At 37.5% G+C, this 20,878-nt stretch carries 22 protein-coding genes; 11 read left to right on the top strand and 11 right to left on the bottom strand.

The window, feature by feature from the left end; translation table 11 throughout:
- Window positions 1-50 precede the first annotated feature (50 nt).
- On the bottom strand, window positions 51-866 hold the full coding sequence (locus J3U50_RS06495; RefSeq protein WP_053791469.1) for a hypothetical protein: 816 nt from the start codon (window positions 864-866) through the stop codon (window positions 51-53).
- A 223-nt stretch (window positions 867-1,089) separates the two neighbouring features.
- Between J3U50_RS06495 and J3U50_RS06500 the strand changes: the two genes are divergently transcribed.
- Window positions 1,090-1,689 carry an SGNH/GDSL hydrolase family protein gene (locus J3U50_RS06500; RefSeq protein WP_054607891.1) on the top strand — a complete coding sequence of 200 codons (600 nt, stop codon included), beginning with the start codon at window positions 1,090-1,092 and terminating at the stop codon, window positions 1,687-1,689.
- A gap of 87 nt (window positions 1,690-1,776) precedes the next feature.
- Entirely contained in the window at window positions 1,777-2,499 is a 723-nt protein-coding gene (locus J3U50_RS06505) for a hypothetical protein (protein WP_054607890.1), read from the top strand.
- A 3-nt stretch (window positions 2,500-2,502) separates the two neighbouring features.
- On the opposite strand, the gene J3U50_RS06510 is transcribed toward J3U50_RS06505, so the two are convergent.
- The 4 genes from J3U50_RS06510 to J3U50_RS06525 form a co-directional block, all read right to left on the bottom strand.
- Entirely contained in the window at window positions 2,503-4,305 is a 1,803-nt protein-coding gene (locus tag J3U50_RS06510) for a hypothetical protein (RefSeq protein WP_301945871.1), read from the bottom strand.
- 63 nt (window positions 4,306-4,368) lie between these two features.
- Complete coding sequence (locus J3U50_RS06515) at window positions 4,369-6,135, bottom strand: hypothetical protein (protein WP_301945872.1); 1,767 nt, start codon at window positions 6,133-6,135, stop codon at window positions 4,369-4,371.
- A 15-nt stretch (window positions 6,136-6,150) separates the two neighbouring features.
- Complete coding sequence (locus J3U50_RS06520; protein WP_237756970.1) at window positions 6,151-7,017, bottom strand: DNA/RNA non-specific endonuclease; 867 nt, start codon at window positions 7,015-7,017, stop codon at window positions 6,151-6,153.
- Window positions 7,018-7,135: 118 nt separating this feature from the next.
- Window positions 7,136-8,500: a hypothetical protein gene (locus J3U50_RS06525; RefSeq protein ID WP_301945873.1), complete on the bottom strand. Its 1,365-nt coding sequence runs from the start codon at window positions 8,498-8,500 to the stop codon at window positions 7,136-7,138.
- 173 nt (window positions 8,501-8,673) lie between these two features.
- Between J3U50_RS06525 and J3U50_RS06530 the strand changes: the two genes are divergently transcribed.
- From J3U50_RS06530 to J3U50_RS06540, 3 genes are all read left to right on the top strand, one after another.
- On the top strand, window positions 8,674-8,931 hold the full coding sequence (locus tag J3U50_RS06530; RefSeq protein WP_054607886.1) for a hypothetical protein: 258 nt from the start codon (window positions 8,674-8,676) through the stop codon (window positions 8,929-8,931).
- Between the two features lie 73 nt (window positions 8,932-9,004).
- Entirely contained in the window at window positions 9,005-9,310 is a 306-nt protein-coding gene (locus tag J3U50_RS06535; protein ID WP_054607885.1) for a hypothetical protein, read from the top strand.
- A 157-nt stretch (window positions 9,311-9,467) separates the two neighbouring features.
- Window positions 9,468-10,361, top strand: coding sequence for a LysR family transcriptional regulator (locus J3U50_RS06540; RefSeq protein WP_034531417.1), 894 nt, complete (start codon window positions 9,468-9,470; stop codon window positions 10,359-10,361).
- Between the two features lie 36 nt (window positions 10,362-10,397).
- Here the strand turns inward: J3U50_RS06540 and J3U50_RS06545 are convergent, their stop codons facing one another.
- The 3 genes from J3U50_RS06545 to J3U50_RS06555 all read right to left on the bottom strand — a co-directional run bounded on the left by J3U50_RS06545 (window position 10,398) and on the right by J3U50_RS06555 (window position 11,452).
- Complete coding sequence (locus J3U50_RS06545) at window positions 10,398-10,643, bottom strand: DUF2922 domain-containing protein (RefSeq protein ID WP_054607884.1); 246 nt, start codon at window positions 10,641-10,643, stop codon at window positions 10,398-10,400.
- 21 nt (window positions 10,644-10,664) lie between these two features.
- Window positions 10,665-10,865: a hypothetical protein gene (locus J3U50_RS06550; RefSeq protein WP_054607883.1), complete on the bottom strand. Its 201-nt coding sequence runs from the start codon at window positions 10,863-10,865 to the stop codon at window positions 10,665-10,667.
- Between the two features lie 83 nt (window positions 10,866-10,948).
- Window positions 10,949-11,452 (bottom strand): sigma-70 family RNA polymerase sigma factor, encoded by a 504-nt coding sequence (locus J3U50_RS06555; protein WP_301945874.1) that lies wholly within the window; start codon window positions 11,450-11,452, stop codon window positions 10,949-10,951.
- A 166-nt stretch (window positions 11,453-11,618) separates the two neighbouring features.
- On the opposite strand from J3U50_RS06555, the gene J3U50_RS06560 reads away from it, so the two are divergent.
- A complete protein-coding gene (locus J3U50_RS06560; RefSeq protein ID WP_301945875.1) occupies window positions 11,619-12,053 on the top strand; it encodes a GNAT family N-acetyltransferase in 435 nt (144 codons plus the stop codon).
- A gap of 38 nt (window positions 12,054-12,091) precedes the next feature.
- Here the strand turns inward: J3U50_RS06560 and J3U50_RS06565 are convergent, their stop codons facing one another.
- On the bottom strand, window positions 12,092-12,655 hold the full coding sequence (locus J3U50_RS06565) for a hypothetical protein (protein WP_301945876.1): 564 nt from the start codon (window positions 12,653-12,655) through the stop codon (window positions 12,092-12,094).
- Window positions 12,656-12,803: 148 nt separating this feature from the next.
- Between J3U50_RS06565 and J3U50_RS06570 the strand changes: the two genes are divergently transcribed.
- Entirely contained in the window at window positions 12,804-13,310 is a 507-nt protein-coding gene (locus tag J3U50_RS06570) for a hypothetical protein (RefSeq protein WP_054607880.1), read from the top strand.
- 36 nt (window positions 13,311-13,346) lie between these two features.
- On the opposite strand, the gene J3U50_RS06575 is transcribed toward J3U50_RS06570, so the two are convergent.
- The gene (locus J3U50_RS06575; RefSeq protein ID WP_301945877.1) at window positions 13,347-15,233 is read right to left on the bottom strand and encodes a hypothetical protein; all 1,887 of its coding nucleotides are present in this window, start codon (window positions 15,231-15,233) and stop codon (window positions 13,347-13,349) included.
- A gap of 162 nt (window positions 15,234-15,395) precedes the next feature.
- On the opposite strand from J3U50_RS06575, the gene rlmD reads away from it, so the two are divergent.
- Both rlmD and J3U50_RS06585 read left to right on the top strand, forming a co-directional pair.
- Window positions 15,396-16,799 (top strand): 23S rRNA (uracil(1939)-C(5))-methyltransferase RlmD, encoded by a 1,404-nt coding sequence (gene rlmD / locus J3U50_RS06580; protein WP_155451835.1) that lies wholly within the window; start codon window positions 15,396-15,398, stop codon window positions 16,797-16,799.
- A 22-nt stretch (window positions 16,800-16,821) separates the two neighbouring features.
- The gene (locus J3U50_RS06585) at window positions 16,822-17,259 is read left to right on the top strand and encodes a hypothetical protein (protein WP_054607877.1); all 438 of its coding nucleotides are present in this window, start codon (window positions 16,822-16,824) and stop codon (window positions 17,257-17,259) included.
- A gap of 56 nt (window positions 17,260-17,315) precedes the next feature.
- On the opposite strand, the gene J3U50_RS06590 is transcribed toward J3U50_RS06585, so the two are convergent.
- Window positions 17,316-17,546 carry a hypothetical protein gene (locus J3U50_RS06590; RefSeq protein ID WP_301945878.1) on the bottom strand — a complete coding sequence of 77 codons (231 nt, stop codon included), beginning with the start codon at window positions 17,544-17,546 and terminating at the stop codon, window positions 17,316-17,318.
- 155 nt (window positions 17,547-17,701) lie between these two features.
- On the opposite strand from J3U50_RS06590, the gene J3U50_RS06595 reads away from it, so the two are divergent.
- Together J3U50_RS06595 and J3U50_RS06600 are read left to right on the top strand one after the other, a co-directional pair.
- Complete coding sequence (locus J3U50_RS06595) at window positions 17,702-19,336, top strand: glycosyltransferase (RefSeq protein WP_301945879.1); 1,635 nt, start codon at window positions 17,702-17,704, stop codon at window positions 19,334-19,336.
- A gap of 2 nt (window positions 19,337-19,338) precedes the next feature.
- Window positions 19,339-20,853, top strand: coding sequence for a glycosyltransferase (locus J3U50_RS06600; RefSeq protein WP_301945880.1), 1,515 nt, complete (start codon window positions 19,339-19,341; stop codon window positions 20,851-20,853).
- Window positions 20,854-20,878 lie beyond the last annotated feature (25 nt).

Here is a 20,878-nt window from a genome sequence, read left to right on the forward strand (position 1 = left end):
TGACAAATAGCTTATTTTAGTTGCGCAACACCCCTTTCAATATTGCTTAATTACATAACTTCGTTGATAAAGTTTGGTTTAGTAATTTCCCCATCATCTAAATCGAAGAACGCAACGATTGCGTTAGCAACCGCACCTAATGAACGCTTAATTCCTAATGACTTACCTTCATCCTTATTTGGATTGAAGACAATTAGTGGTAAGTATTCACGCGTAATTCGATTGTCTCTGGTTGGATCAATGGCATATGAGGATGTGATCAGTAGTAAATCATTATCCCTTAGTCGTTCTAAGACCTTACCGATTGTTTCATCCAACACATTTAATTGCTTAGCATACCCAACACTGTCGTCCATTCTGGCGAAGTGTCGTAGTTCTGGTAACTGGCAGTAAATTAACCCGCTCTTTTGGGTCCTCATTTTAGATGATAATTCAATAAAAGCTTTGCTATCATCAGGGACTTGGACCATAGAAATATCGTCCTGCTTTTCCCAGTAATAAGCAAAGCTTGAAATAATTGAAACACTATGTTGTTTTTCTGCCAACAAGTCCATTACAGAAGCTGTACGGACACCGGCAGTGTAGTCAAACATCTCACGAAATGAGGCACTACCCCTGTTGCTATCAACAGTGGTAACCATTTTCCCAAAGAAGCCACGAGGAGCGTCAACTTGTGGAATTGATTTAATCTCGTTGTCCCAGCGAACATTGCCAAGACCTAGGTTAATTAAATTAGAAACATTTAGCCCCTTATCAGCGATATGGCCTAATGTATCGGCACCAATAGAGTCAAAACGATTAGCATCGGGAGCTTCGCCTAAACCAAGTGAAGCAATATCCAAAACAATCATTCTTTTGTGTGTCATTGTGTGCCCTCCTAATTTTATTTATTAACAAATGAGTATATCATAAATGGCAATTGTGTCAATAAAAAAAGGGCGCGGATATCCGCGTCTTTTTTCGGCTTTTGTGCCCCTGCCAAGGACCTCCATTATACCAAAAAAAATTCCGAGTATATAAAATTAAATTTTTACTAAGTTTTTGATATTATATTAGTTAATATATACATATTCATCGGAGTTGATTAAATTGGATCTTACAAACAAAACAGTCGTGGCCTTAGGTGACTCAGTCACCCGCGGATTCGACGGAACCGTAAACCTACGCTACAACTATCCACGATACTTAGCCAAATACTATAATTGCCGTGTCTGCAACAACGGGATTAATGGTGCTACCATCTATGAAACACTAGAAAAAGAAATTGAAAAAATCAAAGATAAGAAATACGACGTCATCGTCTTGATGATTGGGACTAACGACTATGGTCATTTAGACGTTCCATTAGTCCGCATCATTTCCAAATTAACTAGATTGGTTCGCCAACTGATTAGTGAACACCACGAAGCAAAGATTTACGCCGTGCTGCCACTAACTCGTTTTGACGAAGATAAGAATGCTGCTGAAGTCGTTAGATATTCTAACTACACATTCAATGAACTACTAGATGGTTTGACTGAAGTCTATTCAGCATTCCAAATTCCGTTCATCGATTGGCGTGAATATCATTCAGAATTCATCACCGACTTTAACTACAAGGAAATGTACCAAGATCAACACGTCCACCCTAACGCCTATACTTATCGTAAACTTGCCTTTTACATAGGTGACTTCATCAAAAATAGTTAAGATTTTCTTAAATCGGCCGAAATAATTCGCCTAAGAGATCCTCTCGTGCTAGCTTGTTAAACGCAAAACACACGAGAGGATTTTTTTATGAATGAAACAAATTTAAAAAACGAAGCGATTGAAAGTAAGGATGGCACCACCTTTGTCGATGTAGATAAACTACCGATTAGTCTGGTCAACCACCGTTTTAATTTCAAACAAATCAACTGGCATAACCTATTGATGCTGGTGGATGTTTACGACCGCAGCAAACGTTATGCGACCATGGTAATTGAAAATGGTTTTAACTTTTACTTACTGAAATCATCGACGACCGCTTTAATCAATAAGAAGTTGCAAATGGAATGCATGTTGCATAAACACTTCAATCGAAGTATCTGTGAAGAACTGCATATCAAAAATAAGTTTCCAATTTTAACCACCGAGGCATCACTAATTCCATTGCCATCCAGTCATAAGACTCGGTCCTACTCCTGGTTTAACGCCAACCTATTGAGCTATTGCATCCCCTATTCCACTGATAAGTTCTCCTACCTGTACATGCATGGCAAAGAAACGCACCTCAAGATCAATGCCAGTGGCTACTATCTGCAAAACAAGTTCAAAGACCTGATGATGATTCATAACTTCATTATCTACTACACCCAAAAGAGTATTAGTTGTATCAACTTCGTCAAACAGAGTCGTTTTAACAATCCAAATTTGTCCTGTGCTAACTCGATCTTATTCGACGACCAAATATACCACAACATCTATTTAAAGACCGCTAAGTACATGTATGAGGATTATTTAGCAAATAAAAAAGAGTAACCATTACTGGTTACTCTTTTTGTTTTTAAATCTTCTGACAATGACATATCCGAAGACGCCGACCCAACTAAGTGTGGTAACTAGGAAGATAACATCCATTCCTAATCCAGTACGATAGGATACTGTTAACACATTTTTACCTGGTTTGGCCTTAACGGTGACAGCACCAACCTGACTGATGCGGGCTGGCTTAATCTTCTTACCGTTTAGAACTAACTTAGTGGCTGAGTACTTAACGACGGTTACTCTGAAGCGTCTAGTCTTTGAGTGATGGTTATACCATGTGACGGTCAATGATCCATCCTTGTTCACCTTCTTGGTGTAACCACCCTTAATTTTGAAGTTGTGTTTAATCAACTGACGGTGGTTATTTAGGTATGGATGCACATTAGCATAATTATCCTCATTGACTGCCTCAGTGGTTGGTAAGTAATCAGGCGTTGTCTTTAGGATATCGTTGATAAAGTATGATTTATTTGTACTTTCTAAATCTTGTAAGTAAGTACGATTATTTATCTTGTTGTAGCTAAAAGCATGGTTAACCGGGATTACAGAATCATTGTTTTGTTTCATCGCAATGGTTTGAGACACTCCTAGGTTAATTGCTTGGAAGTTTAATTCCATGTTTAATGCAAAAACAAAGAAGAGCATTGCATAAGTGAATGCGCGACTTGGGTAGTGCAATGGTTTTAACGTCAAGGCATGCTTGTCGTTAGTCAAAATCATCCCTAGTAATAAGAAGAATAGGATGAATGGAACCACTGCAAAACGCTTTGGAAATTGCACCAATGTGGTTAGCTTTGGAAATTCAACTTGTAAACGAGTCCAAGGAACGATATTCGTTGATAAAACCAAGAAAGCAAAACCAACTGAACCCAATGTTCTAACAACGTAGTTTAACTTCTTCCATCTCGTAATCACATAATAGATAACATACAAGAATATCAATAGTTCCATTGGCTTAACAACACTTTGGATTGATTCACCATGTAGCGAAACCGTGAATAGTTGCATGCTAGTTTCGGGGAATGTTGGAATCAAGAAATTATGTCTAAAGATTGAAATCATAACTCCCCAAACGTTAAAGGTTAATGCAAGTGTTAACACAATTGCGATTAACCCATCCTTAATCATCTTCCACTTTTCCTTGGTTAGTACTAAAGAAACGATGATGATTGGAAGCGCAGCACCAAAGGCAATCAAACTGGAAACCACGTGGGTTTGAATTAGGACTGCCATTCCCACGGATACCCCTAGTACTGGAATCCTTAATTTTTGTAACATTAAAGTAATTCCAATGAAAAACAATGGCATTACCGCAGCTCCAACTCCGGTAAATTGTTGAGTGGTTACCCATAGAAACACTGATGATCCAACCATGTAAAGTGAACCCATCAAAATGGAGTAATCACGACTAACGCCGTTAACCTTACATAACCAATACATTGAAAATGCAGCGATTAACATCACTAGCATTGAGCTTACAATTTCAAATACAATCCAGTTGTAACTTAGCAACAGGACAAAGCCACCAATGTAGGCCACTACCGGTCCATACAAGGCATTGACAATTCTTCCTGTTTGTAAGAAACCGTAGTTCATTTGGAAGTAATTATAACTTCCATTTCTGATTTGCTCAGCAGTGTCATAAAAGCGGTTAAAGTGAAAAATCGTATCGTAGCTCAAAATTAACGTATTATTTAAAATCAAACCGCTAAGAGCAATCAACCCCAATAATCCAAACACGAGCAGCGGGAAAAAGCGGCTTTCATGAACTTTTTTAGCCGCATTTCTCAGTTGTTCCAAAACTATCCCTCCAGTAATCGGAAATTATTCATTTCCTCTAAAGCAACAAAAGGCCCATTCGGCCTACTTGTTGCGTCTAATTTTTGTTAATGCAAAAATTCCAAACAAAATCCAACTAATCCATGTTAGTACCATCATCAAACGAGTAGTAAATGAAGTTACATACTTGATGTTTACTCTATTATTACCCTTCTTGGCTGAGACGATTATTGCTCCTAGTTTAGTTGTCTTCACATTCTTGACGGTTCCATTAACCGTTACTTGTGTTTGGGCATACTTAACCAATGGAACTTGAATTTCTTGTGCTTTCTTTAGTTTAAACTTAATACTTAGTGATCCATCTTTTCTTACAATGTGTTTGAAATGAACCTTCTTATCATGGTTTCTTGCAATGTAATCATTGTAATACAATCTGTACGGATCTAGATTACTGTATTCAATATGTCCCGTAATTTGTTTATAAGAAGGAACATAGTCAGGAGTCGCCTTAATAATATCTTCTAGCAAGTATGAAAGATTGTGGCTTTGGGTGTCCTTTTGAATTGTTCTATGGTGTTTTCTTACATAGTAATAAAGTGAGTTGTCGTTCTTATTATTTTTGTGACGCTTAGTATTTAGCTTCACATAGTTAATACTACGTTGGTGGATGGCATAAAAGTCCAATCCGGTACTACCAAGAATCAATAATAAGATTGTTGCTACGACAACATAGTTACTCTTATGAGTATTATTTCTAATTTCATAGGTTAAAATTCGACCGAAAGTTACTAATAGGCATACAAACGCAATTACCAAGAAACGTTTTGGAAATTGAAGTGTGTATGATAACTGTGGAATAAGATATTGAAGAACTCCCCATGGGAAGTGACTCCAAGCCATAAATAAGAAGCAAAATCCAGTTAGTGCAGTTGTCTTAGTTAAGATATCGACTTGTTTGAATCTTCTAATAACAAAGTATAATACAAAAACGAATAAAATAAACTCGGTCGGTTTCATAATGTTCACTAATGATTGAACATTAAAGTTATATCCATAGGTACGAACGTGGGTTACAGGGTAGACTGAAAGTAAATGGTTGGTTGATGAAATGTAGATTAAGTTGTACCAAACATTAATCGTTAAAACCATTGTAATCAACGCCGCATAAATGGTATGTAGTAGCATACGCACACGTTGTTTTTTATCTACTGCGTTAATCATCCCTACAACAAAGAATGGAATAATGCCAAGTGAGGCAATCATTGCACTCATCAAGTGGGTTTCAATCAATAAACTCATTACGAATGCGAATCCGAAGAATGAGACGTCATTTTTTCTCACCATTTGGGTAGCATAAATCATGACAAATGGCACAAACATGGCCCCTACTCCGGTAAATTGTTGGGCAGTAACCCATTGCATTACCAATGAAGAGTACATGTAAATAAAGCCCATGAAAATAGCTGGGTACTTATCAACGTTGTTAACACGACATAGCTTGTACATTCCAAGAGCTGAAACAATTAACACAATTAAATCGGTTAAAATTTCGAACTTAAACCAGGTTCCAGCTAATAATAGTAGAAAACCACCTACATAGGCTGCGACTGGTCCATACAAGGTACTTAGCATTCTACCTGTACCTAAGAAACCATAATTAGTTTGGAAATAACTAATCTTATGGTTCTTTAATTGCATTGCGGCATCGTAGAAACGGTTAAAGTGAAATAGTGAATCTGATCCCAAGAATGTTTGCTTCTTAACTAGTGGAATCGCAACGACTAATAACGCTAAAACTAAAAAGATAATAAATGGTGTTAACCATTTTAAAAACTGCTTTAATTTTTCCATCATTAATTCTCCTCATTATTCAGCTACGCTAGTTCCATTTGCGTAGTTCAGTTTGAATCCCTCTTGAATATTTTTAATGTAAACATTAAACGAAATTGCGTTACTCCCAACCGATTGGGCACGCATAATCACACCAGACGCTAAGAGGTTGTTCTTCTTAAACACCGGTTTAATTTGATATCTAACGTAGTGATGGTGATTACTGCGTAGATAGTATGCAACCTTATTTTCAAACGTACTCATCGCAGGATCATTTAATGAACGCGTTCCTGTCATCAGATTACGTAAGTTATTATTTTGACCTGTAAACTGATAGCCGATTAGATGACTTCTATTATATAACCATGTTCCGCCATCTCTTTTGTTATGCCAACCCGTAGGATCAACATATAAAGGTTCTCTTTTAACCTTTGGCATCAATGAATAGTTTAACATTGCATTCGCAGTGGTTGAACGATTGAGCTTATCCAAGCTACCGTATCTTGCCCATGCACCATGCTTTAGTGACATGTCGGACTTACTAAAGGCAGGATTATTACCATTTAGAATCACAATTTGATTGTTAGCAATCTTAGTCTTGCCACTATGACTAACTGCTTGTTTATGTATCTTTCTAGCCTTTTTGGCTGTTACCTTAGTAACGACAGTACGATTGGTGCTTTCGTCCTTGGCCAAAGTAAGACCACGTGACTGAGCCTGACTTAAGGTCACACGATAAACTTGGTGCGCCCGTTTTAAGCCCCAATCATTTCGATTATAGTAGTATCTTTTACCAGTTCTTGTAACATATACGTAGGTTTGTGCATTGACAGCTTGTCCAGAAACTGAAAAAAACATTAAAAGTACAGTTATCAATGACAAGAAAACTAAGAACTTTTTCAAATTTTATCACTCCGTTTTAATCTTATACATTAATAATAATAATACATATTAGTATAATATTCACTGAAAATTAAATAAAAGTAAAAAAGCCCCCCTTTTTGGGAAGCTTTTTTATCTCTTATTTGTAGTAAAGAGTAACTGTTGGGTTACTTGCATCAATTGCGGTTGTGTCTACACCTACGAATTGAAGTGAACCGGCACCACTAGTTGATAGCTTTGATTGATCAATGCTTAGTAAGTTACGGTTAGTTAAGATTGACTTAACGGCATCGGAATTAATACTTTGACCATTTAGTACTAGTTTTTGGTTCAATAAGTCTTGACCAGCTTCGTTTAGAGTAGTTACTAAATCAGATGAAGGCGTCAAAAGTACACCAGTATCTTTTTGTTTGATGGCAATTGTTAAACGAGTTGCTGGAACGGCATTTAGGTTGATGATGGCAGTTCCACCATTAACGATTGGTCCATCAGTATTGATAGCATTAGAATCAGTAGTGATTTGGTAGTTACTTGGGATAAACTTAGCGATTGAATCAGGAGTTACGACAGGAGTGCCGTTTACTGATAGATCTGATAAGTTAACAATCTTTGTGCTTACAAAGTTACCATTGTATTTAAATACTAGGTTATAAGTACTTGGTGTTGGTGTTGTGGTAGTTGGGGTAGTTTGTGTTTGCTTGTTATCAGTTGGTGTCTTAGCAGAAGTCTTCTTGTTAGAAGTCTTCTTAGTATCCTTCTTAGCATTAGGAGCAGTAGTGCTACCGCTGTAAATCCAACCATTAACACTCTTCTTCTTGGTGTCTTGAACGTAGTAGTATAACCAACCACGGGTGTTGTATACGGCTGATTCAACAACGAAATCATCGTTGATATATGAAGCCTTCTTATGGCTAACTACACGCGCGTTGTAACGACTGAACTTAGGATAAGTCCATAGATTGTCTAGAATTTTAACGTTTACGTTGCTTGGGTTTGCACCGTATTTTAATGTTTTTGTAGCTGAAATTCCAGTGTTTTTAGTAATGCTATCTAGGTTGTATTGGAAGTCATTTCTACCAACGTAGATCCAACCACGGTACTTGCCACCTAAAGTGACAACGTGAGCGTAGTATAGACCGGTGTTAGTCTTAGCCATTCCATATACATAGAATACGTTTTCAGGTAGTTTCGATTTTGCTAAACGACGCATTGTTGCTTTATCGGCAATAACCTTAGCATTACCCAGTTTACCGGGTTTGTTCATGATACTAACGACCCCGTTTGATTTAGCATATGCAGCATTTTCTGCGAAATGAACTTTGTAGTATGTGACAGTTACTTTAGTTTGTTTTTTTGTGTGCTTCCCTGTTTTTACCTTTTTGGCAACACGTTTAGTAGTGACGTGTTTCTTGGCATTAGCAGTGGTTGTGTTAACTGCTGCTAATGAACCTAATGCAAAAAGAGTTAGTCCAGCATAGACTGTCTTCTTTAAAAATGATTGCATTTTGATTCCTCCAATAATTTTATAATCTAGATTATAACACATTTTAACTTTTTAACTATTTCATTAATAAATTGTCGTATTTTATTAAATAATTTTAAAATCAGTGCCATACTTTAGACATTTAATCCAAAAAATATTAAAGTAAGGTAAAAAGATTAGTGGAGGTATTGCCAATGACAGAAACCTTTAGTTCGAACAATCCAAGTACACACCTTTTGGCACAACTTAGATTACGGAACTATTTTGCTAGTTATCTAAAGCAAATTATCGCTAAAAAATTCGGCGACGATGAAAAATACCCACAGTTTGAACAACTTCTTAGTAAACAAAATAACTTCGAGGTTGTTAACTACCTACTAATCCTAACTGATAAATATCGTAATAATTCAGACCTATTAAACGTATTGATTGATATCATGCAAAGAGACTGATATCGTCTCCTTCGCTATTTGAGCTACGAACTCTTCTACTATCTTATATAGATATTTGAAGGGAGGGATTTATTTGCGTCAGTTATATAGAGGACTAAAATTGGATGCCAAGTTCGAGCAGGCCAATCAGCATCTCCGTCGCAAGCTACGTCAAAAAATCCAAAATAAGCTTATCAAATATGTCGGAGATAAACATTATTACCCCTGCAATAAGGCACTAGATAAAATCTACTGTGCCAATGATATGCACTACATGCTAGCAATCATTACCAGTTCACGGCCGAAGCCGCTGGAATATATTATCAAATGCGTAAATAACATGGATGCTCGCAGATATCATCGTTGGTCACAAGAAGCGTTTGGTTTTTGGTATCCATAATAAAAAAGACGCTATCATTTTGATAGCGTCTTTTATTCTATTCGAATTTATTTCGATAGTTTACATAATTTTTTTCAAATGGTTGTTACATATTTTGACAAAAACATATATAATCTAAAACAATAAGTTTTTTATTGTAGACGAGAGGATGATGTACATGATTTCTTTTTCATACCAAGCTTTTGTAACCGTAGTTAGCGAAGAGAGTTTTCACCACGCAGCTCAAAAGTTAGAAGTTACACCTTCTGCAATTTCTCATTCAATCGATAAACTAGAAAAACAACTTGGTTTCTCACTACTTATCCGTGATAGATCAGGAGTTAAGTTAACCGAAGATGGTAAGGATGTTCTTCCAATTATTCAAGATATCTTAAATAATGAAGAACGTCTTCAACAAGAAGCCAATAAAATCAAAGGACTAACTTCTGGAACAGTTAGACTAGGTGCTTTTAGTAGTGTCTGCATCAACTGGTTGCCAACGATTATACATAACTTTCATAGTCAATTTCCCAACGTCAAAGTTGAGCTGATTCAAAGTGACTTTAACGACATCACCCTCCAGGCGCGCCAAGGTAAAATCGACCTTGGTTTCACATGTCAGCCAATCAATGAAAGATTAGTAAAGGCCCTATTGGTAAAGGACAAGATTTACTGCATTACCCCTAAGGACTTCGTTCCAGCTAATGGTAAGTCAATTACCAAAAAGGATGTTGAAAACCAACACTTCATTCTACAAAAATCAGATTACGATGGTGATACCAAAGCAGTGTTAGATCAATACAACGTTGCTCCTAACTCAATTCAATTCAGTATCGATGACCAATCAATCATTGCAATGGTTGAATCAGGTCTTGGTATGGGAATTCTACCTAAGTTAGCGTTCCAAAGAATTAACGGTGACGTTTCACTATACCCATTTGATGATGATTTCTACCGTTCAATCTTTATGGTAATGAACTCAGTTCAAATGAAGACGCCTGCTGCACAAAAGATGGTGTCATGCATTCGTGAATTTATCGAATCAAATTATCCAGATGGATACCTAAAATAAAAAGCCGTGTTGCATAATGCAACACGACTTTTTTTATTACTTAGCAGAATTGTCAGTCTTGATTCGTTTGTCGAATAAAACTTGATTTGTGGTATCAATGATTTTAGCTGCTACTGGTTCTTGGTATAAGCTACCGTCCTTGTCACGGAATAGGTTTAATTCTGATAGGCGTTGCATGGCTGGCATTACCTTATCAGCACTTAGATCACCTTCTACATAGTTAAAACCTAAGTTCTTGTTCTTACCGTTTTCGCTCTTAAATGTTAATTCTAGTTTTTTCATTAATTTGTCCTCCAATTAAAATTAGCCCAAGTAGTTACTTTCTTGTACTAGTGTTACTCCATCGACTTTACCACCGGTTAATTCGGCAACAATTGCGGTTAGTTGAGCCATTTGTTCAGGTGATACTTCTTGGATTGCGTTGGCAATGTTACGTTTTCTCATAACCTTGTCGCTTCCTAAAGTATTAACTGTAATCTTTGACTTGTTCCATTTCTTTTCCATTGTGATTTACCTCTTTTTCCAATTTTCATAAGTGATTAGCGCCAACCCTTACACTATTAATAACGTGCCGACCTAAAAAAGTGTTACCCCAATTTGTAAAATTCTTCTTGGACGCCCTTCTTCCATTGATAGACCGTCTTTCGACTAACGTGATACTTTCTGGCAATATCGGTAACGGTCATCGATTCGTTATAGGCACAGCATAAAAACTTTCTTTGGTTAGTGGTACAGTGCAGCCAAAGTTGGTTCAACAAATCAATGCCGTCAATCTCATCATGTGGTGAAAAGCCATCACCATCTACTTCAGATTCGACATTAATAACGTGATCGTTGGTACGTTGCTGCTTTCTTAAAATATCTAGCAGGTGCCAATAGACCGCCTGAAATAGGTAGCCGCAAACCCGATCGTCATCTAGTTCGTCATTATATTGACTGTATTTTGTTGCCAGGTGGATAAAGCCCTCCTGCTTTAGGTCATCAAATTGTGGGTTATCAACTCTAATGTTTAATCGTTTTAACACTCCATAGACAATGCCAACATGGTTTTCTTTCATTAAGAAATCAAAACCGGCATCTAAATTATTCATCTTAATCAATCCTTTTGCGTATTGATCAAGGGCCCTTGAACGATTAAAAAAATAGCATCGATTCGCAAAAATAACACCGCGCCTTTTTTGGCATAAAACTGCAAAATCTTACACTTTCAATATAAAAAATAGTAGAATGAAAATAATCAATCTAGGAGGTTGTGTCATGGAATGGATAGTAAAAACATTTGATGAAATCACACGTGATGAACTATGGGCCATCTACTTTGCTCGTGTTCAAACCTTTGTGGTGGAACAAAAACGTCCTTACCAAGAAGTCGATGATGTCGACAAAAAAGCACTACATATCTGGGCTGAAGAAGATGGGCAACTACTAGCCTATGCCAGGGTCTTTCATGGGGAAGACCACACTTCATTTGGCAGAGTACTTACCACCCCTGCCGCTCGTGGCAAAGGATTGGGCAAGCAATTAATTGAACGCGTATTAAAGGAAATCGACGAACACTTCGATCATCCAAGAGTTGAAATCGATTCACAAGATGATAAAGAAGGCTTTTATGCCAAGTTTGGTTTCAAATCAGTTGGTGATGTATACGAGTTCCACCAAACTCCACACATTAAAATGATTTTGAACAAATAAAAAAATGCATGCAGATAATTTTTATCTACATGCATTTTTTAGTGCATAAATTCCTTAATTTTATTCATATCGATTACGCTAGATTCTTCTAGCTTCTTCAAGTTAAACTCAACCGGATTCAAATGGACCCTCGGATCGTTAACCATAAATTCGAATCCCAGTTGGAAATCCTTTTTTGAGATATCGTTGTGGGAAATGTCATCGTGTTCGTGTTTGGCAATCGAGAAGGCCTCGGCAATGATACGGTTCAATTGTTCGTCATCACTGCTACGTTTGATTGAAATTGTAACGATATAGTCGTTGGAAATCGGACGCCACCTCGTTAATCCTTCCCTAAACAAATCCAAGTTCACACTGTGAGCCAACTCCTCACCATGTAGTGTCATATAGATGCGGTTTAACTTAATAAAGCCACTAGTGTTTAACTTTTCATCCAAGAAGTAGATGAAGACTCCCTGACCATTAACGGATGAACGATCGACTCTGATTCTCATTGCGGGCTGGCGGCGATTCAAATACAACGCAATGTATGCGGTGATAAATGTTCCAATCGCACTTGCTAGCTCGAAGATGTCGTTCCAACTTAGTGGTTCTAAATGCATTCAAGCATCCCCTTTCCTTCATGAATTTAGCGCATAAAAATCATTTAGATTAATTAATCAAATCATAACATTTTTATTTATGATTGTATTGATTAAGAAATCCTTTGTATTATAATTATCAAAAATAAGTCAACGAGGAGCAAGTTTAATGAATAACCAAGCATTCAAAAAGAGCATTCTAATTTACGGTGGCGTAATTTTGGTCCTTTTCACATTCTTTAACACTTACATATTTCCAATCCTATTAGACGAAAGAATATCATTTAACCTAGCGTCTCTTTACCACGGTCTACTACCAATCGTTATGTTCTTTCTCTACTACACCATCGCTTCACTGTTTACAAATAAAATCGTGACCATCATTGTCTACACTTTTTATTTACTATCCGCATCTACTCATTTAGCTTCAACAATTCTAGGAGTATTAGCTGGACTATACTGGTCCGCTTCTCTTAACCTATTAGTCGGCTTGCTATATATCTGGTTAGCATTTGAATTCACAATGGTAGTCAACAATATCATTAATCACATTGATCGAAACAATTATTTCCAATCATGGTTATCGGGAATTTCCAAATTCTTCTTTACCAACAAACCACTAATCATCGGTATCATCATCTTCTACGTAATTAATATTCTTACTAATAATCCATAATAAAAAAGCAGCCACATTGTGTGGTTGCTTTTTTTATTAATCGATTGGTGTGGTTGACTTCAATACTTCGGATCTCCAAAGTACGACTAGATAACCGTAACCACTGCTATCGAATGATAGACTTTCGAATTCACGGTTGGTACCAAAGGTAGTGTAGTGAACATCTTGTGGTTGGATGTTATCATTTCTGACTTCATCTACCGGAATGGAAATAATCATATCGTTTGATAGTAGGTATAGACGATTGTTGTTGCGGTTGTAGGTGACCTGTTGGTTAAAGCTTCCTGGCCACTTGATTAATCCTTTGACCGGAGTGAATTGAATACCATTTTCGTTCATTGTTCCATGGAATAATGTGTAGGTACCCTTCATCTTCTTAGGACCACCACGAACACCAAAGTATGCATTACCATCGTTATCGAATGTCAAAGTATGGACAGCGTAGTAATGACCCTTGTTGTTTAGTTTGAAACGGTAAACGTGAACTGGGTTCATGGTTTCTGCATCCATTTCAGTTACTTGGTTGTAGAAGTCATCTCCAACGACCCCTAATTTATCATCTTGGGCCAAGTAAACGTGGTTGTTACTTGGGTTGTATGACAATGTTTGACCGTGACCAATATTGGTAACTGGACTGATTGTTAGTAGCTTGGATAAGTCAAAGTACTTGCTAAACAAGTCATTACGTTGACTAATGCTATCAATTTCACGGTTGTTATGATCAATCTTGGCGTTGAAAGCATCAATCTCCTTATTATCTCTATCGATTAATTTCCCTTGAGCTTGCTTAACACTGTTGTAAGTCTTAAATGCCTTTGGCGTAAGCTTTTGCATATTATTCTTTTGCGCATTTAACTTCTTGTATGCATTGTTAAGTTTAGTATTTTGCTTGTTAAGTTTAGTAATCGATTTGTTAATTTTAGCAATTTGCTTCTTAAGCTTTTTAATTATCTTAGCTTTTGTATGTCTCTTTTTTAAAGCCTTTTTTAGACTCTTATTTAGTTTCTTTGCTGCCTTACGGTTAACCTTAATTGCCTTACGATTAGATTTAACCGTCTTACGATTAGCCTTAACTGTTTTAGTTAACTGGTTCTTAGCTAGTTTAGTAGCGTTGTTAAAGGTCTGTTGATTATTCTTAATATTCAAGTTAGCAGCAGCAATTTCATTTTTCATGTCGGTAATCTTTTGTTGAATATTATCGTTATCTTTTCTGTAGCCATCAGTATCAACGATGAAGTCAGACAAATTCTTGCTGTGGTCGCTGCCGTAAACAGAGTTTCTGTTAAAGAAGTTAAAGACCTTGGCTAAGATGTTTTGTTGGGTACTATCATCAATCCCTAGCTTATCTAAGGAATCTAGGCCAATCTTTACAATTGCACCCTTGTTAGTGTTGGTTCCGGCAGATTCTACAAAGTAGATACTGTTGTTAGCAATGATTCCACCTTGGTAGTTTCCGTGTTCTTCTGGACTAACGTGGAATCCTTCAGGTAGGAACCACTTAGTCTTAAAGGTTGTTGAACCGGTGTTAATTGAATCAATGGATGTGTAATTACTTGGCACATCCATGTCACGAACACGGGTGTAGTTACCCCATGTTGGCGTAATATTAGGTAGCTTAGTATCGATAATATGGTATTTAGTGTTGTTATCGACATAAGCATTATCGCTGGTGGTAGTTGCAATTCCATCGGTGTTGATAGAATCACTGATGGTCTTGTTATCGTTGAACTGATCACCAGACTTTTGTGTCCCCTCGTTTGGCTTTGTTGCATCACCATCGATAGCTTCTGGATCCTTATCATCGATGATGTTGGAACTACTATTGGCATCTGCGGATACCTTAATTCCAAAGTCAATTGAAGGTAACGAAACTAACATTGCAATGATTGTCAAAAGTAAGAACAGATTTCTTAGCTTTTTCATGTCAAAAGTCGCCCCTCTCAAATTTAATTACTGTATCTATTTAAACGCTTTGGACACCGTTTTGCAATAAAATAATCGCTAAATGATACACTGATAATTTAAAAACATTTTTAACATGATATAATGTAAATTAATATTGTATAAATGAAAAGGACGTTTTTAATGGCATACCAAAATCGCAATAATCGTTCCAACTATAACGACGTTGAAGTCGAAGTTGGCCAACAATTTAAAATGACCATCAAAAGAATGGGCATTAACGGTGAAGGAATTGGATTTTACGAACACAAGCTTGTGTTTGTTACCGGTGCCTTTACCGATGAAAAAGTCGTCGCTGAAGTAACTAAGGTCTACCCTAATTACATCAAGGCAAAAGCCGTCAAGATTAACCGTGTATCCGAAGACCGTGTTGAACCTCGTGATAGTTATGCCGGCAGTGTTGGTGGATTCGAACTTGAATCACTATCATATCCCGCACAACTTCGTTTCAAACGTGATCTAATCAAACAAGCACTGGAAAAGTTCCAACCACAAGGTTACAAGAACTTCAAAATCCGTTCTACTATGGGAATGGAAGATCCATACGAATACCGTAATAAGGCTCAATTCCCAGTTCGTATGAAGGATGGCAAGGTCATCGCCGGACTATTCAAAGAAGGAACTCACGACTTAGTCGACCTTCCAGAATGTTCAGTTCAATACCCTGCTACCATGAAGGTAATGAGAAAGATTGTCGAATTCATCCAAGAACTAGAAATTCCTGTTTTTGACGAATCAAACAATTCTGGAATCGTAAAGACTGTCATCGTCCGTGCCGCATTAAACACCGACGACGTTCAAGTGGTCTTTGTTACCAACACTCCTAAGTTCGTTAAAAAAGGTTTCATGCTAAAGAAGATCATGATGGAATTACCAGAAGTAACTTCCGTTATGCAAAACATCAATCCTGGTGACTCCCCTCTTATCTGGGGTGACAAGACAGTGCACTTAGCTGGTAAGGATACCATTGTTGAAAAGATTAAGGGACTAAGCTTCGAACTTTCAGCTCGTGCTTTCCTACAGTTGAATTCAATCATGCTTCCTCGTCTATACGAAGTTGCCATCTCAGCACTTGAACTTACCGGAAACGAAAAAATCGTTGATGCTTACTCCGGTGTTGGTACCATCGGTTTACCTTTAGCTAAACACGCTGAAGAAATTCGTGGAATGGATATCATTCCAGAAGCCGTTGAAGATGCTAACCACAACGCCATCATTAACAAGATTAGAAACGCATACTATGAAGTTGGTAAGGCTGAAGACCTCCTTCCTGAATGGTTAGAAGAAGGTTTCAAACCGGACGCCATCATCGTTGATCCGCCACGTACTGGTCTAGACGATAAATTAATTGACGCTATTTTAAAGAGTGCACCAGAAAAATTCGTATATGTATCATGTAACCCTTCAACCATGGCTGCTGATTTAGTCCAACTAACTCGTAAGTACAAGGTGGACTTCATTCAACCAATCGACATGATGCCACAAACACCACGTTGTGAAGCGGTCGTTAAATTTACTAGAAAATAATCGATAGAAAGTAGGTATTCAAATGGATAACTTCCCTAAACCACCAGATTTCAAGCAAAACTTCGTCTTCATGATTAAGCGCGATGATCGCATCAAGTTTGGTCGTTTTGGATTTTCAATTCTATCATTCTTGTTACATTGGATTCCTTCCATCTTGCGTTCTGACTACTACAACACTGCATGTATCGTCGGTGTTGATGCTTGTATCTACATGGCGACTCACATGTTCTTACAACTAGTATTAAACGTTGACCCAAGTAATGCCGCAAACATTACCTACTTTGTAGGTGCTGTTATCTGGGGATTGGGTTACAACACTATGTACATCAAACGCCTAGTGAACAAAGGATTCAAACCAATTGATGTTGATTCTCAAAATGTTTTAAAACAACATCGCATTGACTGTGAACTAACTGACATGACCCCTGATGAAATCAATCATCAAGGACCAACACTTTAAAAGAAAAGACTCAAGATAATATCTTGAGTCTTTTTATTTTAGATTTGTTATTAGTATTATTTGCTAATCTTTAAGTCTAAATCGTCACCAATGTGTTCGGTGTAATTAAAGCCAGCTTCTTTGAAGTATTTCTTTAATTCATCATTCACATTCTTTAGTGGACGGCGATCTTTTTTTTGTTGGAACGCCTTAATGTCGTAAGCGGAATTATCTGAGTCAACGTTGACGAAATTGTATTCCACATCCACTGTGTTTAGAATTTGTTGAATTAATTGTCTTTCTGTCATAATTATCCTCCCAATAATACTTCATTATTTATTGTAAAACTAATTTAGACTTTTGTTAAAAAATCATGTAAAAATCTTTCTTAAGATTTTCTTTACTCCAATTTAACTCTCACTGCGTTATAATAATTGTAACTACATAAAAAGGAGTATCCGATATGAATTTTTTCTTAAATTCTAGCTTTAATGCAAAAAACTCCGGGATTGAACACGCCCAGTTAAAACGCGCAAAACTATTCGAAAAATTCGGCGAAGACTACCGCCTAGTCTTTCGTGAATGGAACCCACTACTACACTTCCATTTAAACAATAACGGAATTGCGGATAAATATATCCTAAGCATTTTCGATTATTTCCAAAAAGCTACCGACGTACAAAAAAAGACAATCCGTCCAAAAGACATTAATTTTGGTGTCTCTAATCTAAGATACGAAGACGAAAAAGATCACAATCGAGTGATTGTCTACAGCAAGAACCAAATCGTCGCTCGTATCAACCTATTTGATAAGGAAGTTACCAACGATAAAATCGTTAAGTCTGTCGAACTATTCGATGGATTTGCCAACCTTTACCGTGTTGATTTCTACGACTACCGCGGTTTTCTATCAATGGCTCAATGGTATACTCCTGACAACAAGATTGCGACTGAAACTTGGTACACTCCTGAAGGTCGTCCAGCTATCGAAGACTACTTCAGATTAAACGCCCAAGGTAAAATGGAAAAATCTGGTTTTAAGACCATCGATGAAAATGGCACTGTTCGTACTCACAACAACATTGTGGGATTACTTCAAGAATTCTTAGAAGAAGTCAACGTTGAATTCATGGACCAAGACCATCCAAACATCTACGTAATGGATCGTTCTGATTACTTCGAAGAAATCCTAGAAAACTTGAGTTCTCCTACCTACACCGTCTTGCATCTACATAACTCACATGCCGGTGACGCTCAAGAACCAGATACTTCAATCATGAACAACAACTACGAATACTCACTAACCGATGCTAACAGATACGACGCAATTGTTTCTGCTACCGAAAAACAAACTAAAGACGTTAAACGTCGTTTCGACCCAGCAGTTGATATGTTCACCATCCCCGTTGGTGTGATTAAAAACGAAGACCTACAAGGTCAACGCATTCCAATGAAGGATCGTAAGAAACACAGTATCGTCGTAACTGCCAGAGTTGCTCCTGAAAAACAAATCAACAAGATTATCGACGCTATGGGAATGGCCAAAAACGAAGTTCCTGACATCAACATGGATGTCTACGGATATGTTGACCACTCCAACGACGATATCGCAATGAAGCGCATTAACGCCTCATTAGACGAATACGATTTAAAGGATGCTGTTCATCTACACAGCTACACCAATGACGTTACCGGTGTGCAAAGAAACGCTCAACTATACGCCCTAGCCTCTGTCATGGAAGGTTTCAACCTTGCTCTAATGGAAGCTCAAGCTCAAGGTGATGTTGGTGTAACCTTTGATACCAATTACGGTCCAAACGAATTAATCGTCGATAACGAAAATGGTTACGTCGTTGATTACGACGACACCAAGGCCCTATCCGATAGAATGGTCAAACTGTTTACAGACGACGAATTATTACAAAAGATGTCAGATCAAGCTTATGAATTATCAAACCGTTTCTCAGAAGACAGCGTTTGGGCAGATTGGAAACAACTAATCGATTCTGCTAAGAAGACTTGGCAAGACAAACTAAAGACATACCACTTCGACATCAAAAAGGGTCTAAGTGATATGGAACACACTGAGGAGGCATAATCATGAGCAAGAAATTTTTATTCGTGAATGAAAACATTTTTACATTCAATTCGGGAACTGAATTTTCAGCCATGAACCGAATCAAACTGTTTAAACAAAATAACGTTGATGCCAAGATTGTTACCAGAAATTACAACCCTTCGTTGCATCAAGAAATTCAAAAATACGGTATCGCAGATGACGATATCATTAACATGTATGACTACTTCCAAGGTGAAATGGGTCCTAAGAAGCACCATGAGTACCTAAGATACTCTAACCTAGTCGACAAGCATGAATACAAGATTAACGGTGTCGACAACAACAAGTCATACATTGAAAAATTAGGTCAACGCGTGGCCAAGGTTTCCATCTTCCCACTTACTGTTGGTGAAATTGGAAACGTCGATTACTACGATAACTTCGGTAATGTCTCCAGTCGAGACGTCTTTGACTACCGTGGTTTCAAATCAAAGACCATCTACATGCATCCAGATGGCAACATCGGACACGAACTAGTCTTAAACAAGGCTGGGGATCCGGTCATGGAAATCACCCACATGAACATTGGTGAACAACTAATGCCTACAATGTACAAGCTGTTAAACTACAAGGGTAAGACTCTTCGTTTCAACACCGAAGATGAACTATACACATTTTTCATAAACGAAATCTCAGATAAGGACACTGTCATTATCAATGACCGTCCTTCATTGACTGTTGCCGTGGGTGAAGTAAAAGCTACCAAGCATAAGTACCAAATCATGCATAACGAACATACCGAAGATCCATCACAAGCTGGTAATCCTAAGGCAAAGCTGTTCGACAATTTAACCCCACTATTTGATAAATACCAAAACACTTACGAGGGCGTCATCACCCCTACTGAAGCACAAAAGAAGGACTTAGAAAAACGCTATCCAAAGATGAACTTTTACAACATCTTTGATACTGCCATCTTTGAAATGCACAAGCCTACTTCAGACGTAACCAATCATGAAATCACCTACATGGGTCGTGTATTTAGAGACAAGAACGTTGCCGAATTAATCTCTATCATCCCTGCCGTTAAGCAAACCATCCCAGATGTCCACTTAACCATGATGGGATACTTCGAATCCGCTCAATTCAAGAATGAATTAGACGAAATCATCAAACAACTAGACGTTGCCGACAACGTTTCAATGATCGATTACAAGACCGGTCAAGATAAGCAAAACGTCTTAGAAAAGACCCGTGTCCTAGTCCAATCATCCAAGGGTGAAGGATTAAGCATGGCACTTATCGAAGGTTTATCTTACGGAATTCCTGAAGTTGCCTACGACGTTAACTATGGTCCAAATGAAATTATCGACAACGATAAGAACGGAGCACTAGTTGAATCAGGTGACCTAGGTAAGTTTGCTAGCAAAGTCATCGATATCCTAGATAACGATGAAAAGCACAAGCAACAAAGTGAACACGCCATTGAAAAAGCTGATAAGTTCAGCGCTGACAATGTCATGAAACAATGGAATCAATTATTTGAAATCATCTAAGCCAAATAAAAAAAGCCCCTATCTA

The organism is Lactobacillus sp. B3795 (genome assembly GCF_026535805.1).
In the GTDB taxonomy this organism is placed as follows: domain Bacteria; phylum Bacillota; class Bacilli; order Lactobacillales; family Lactobacillaceae; genus Apilactobacillus; species Apilactobacillus kunkeei_C.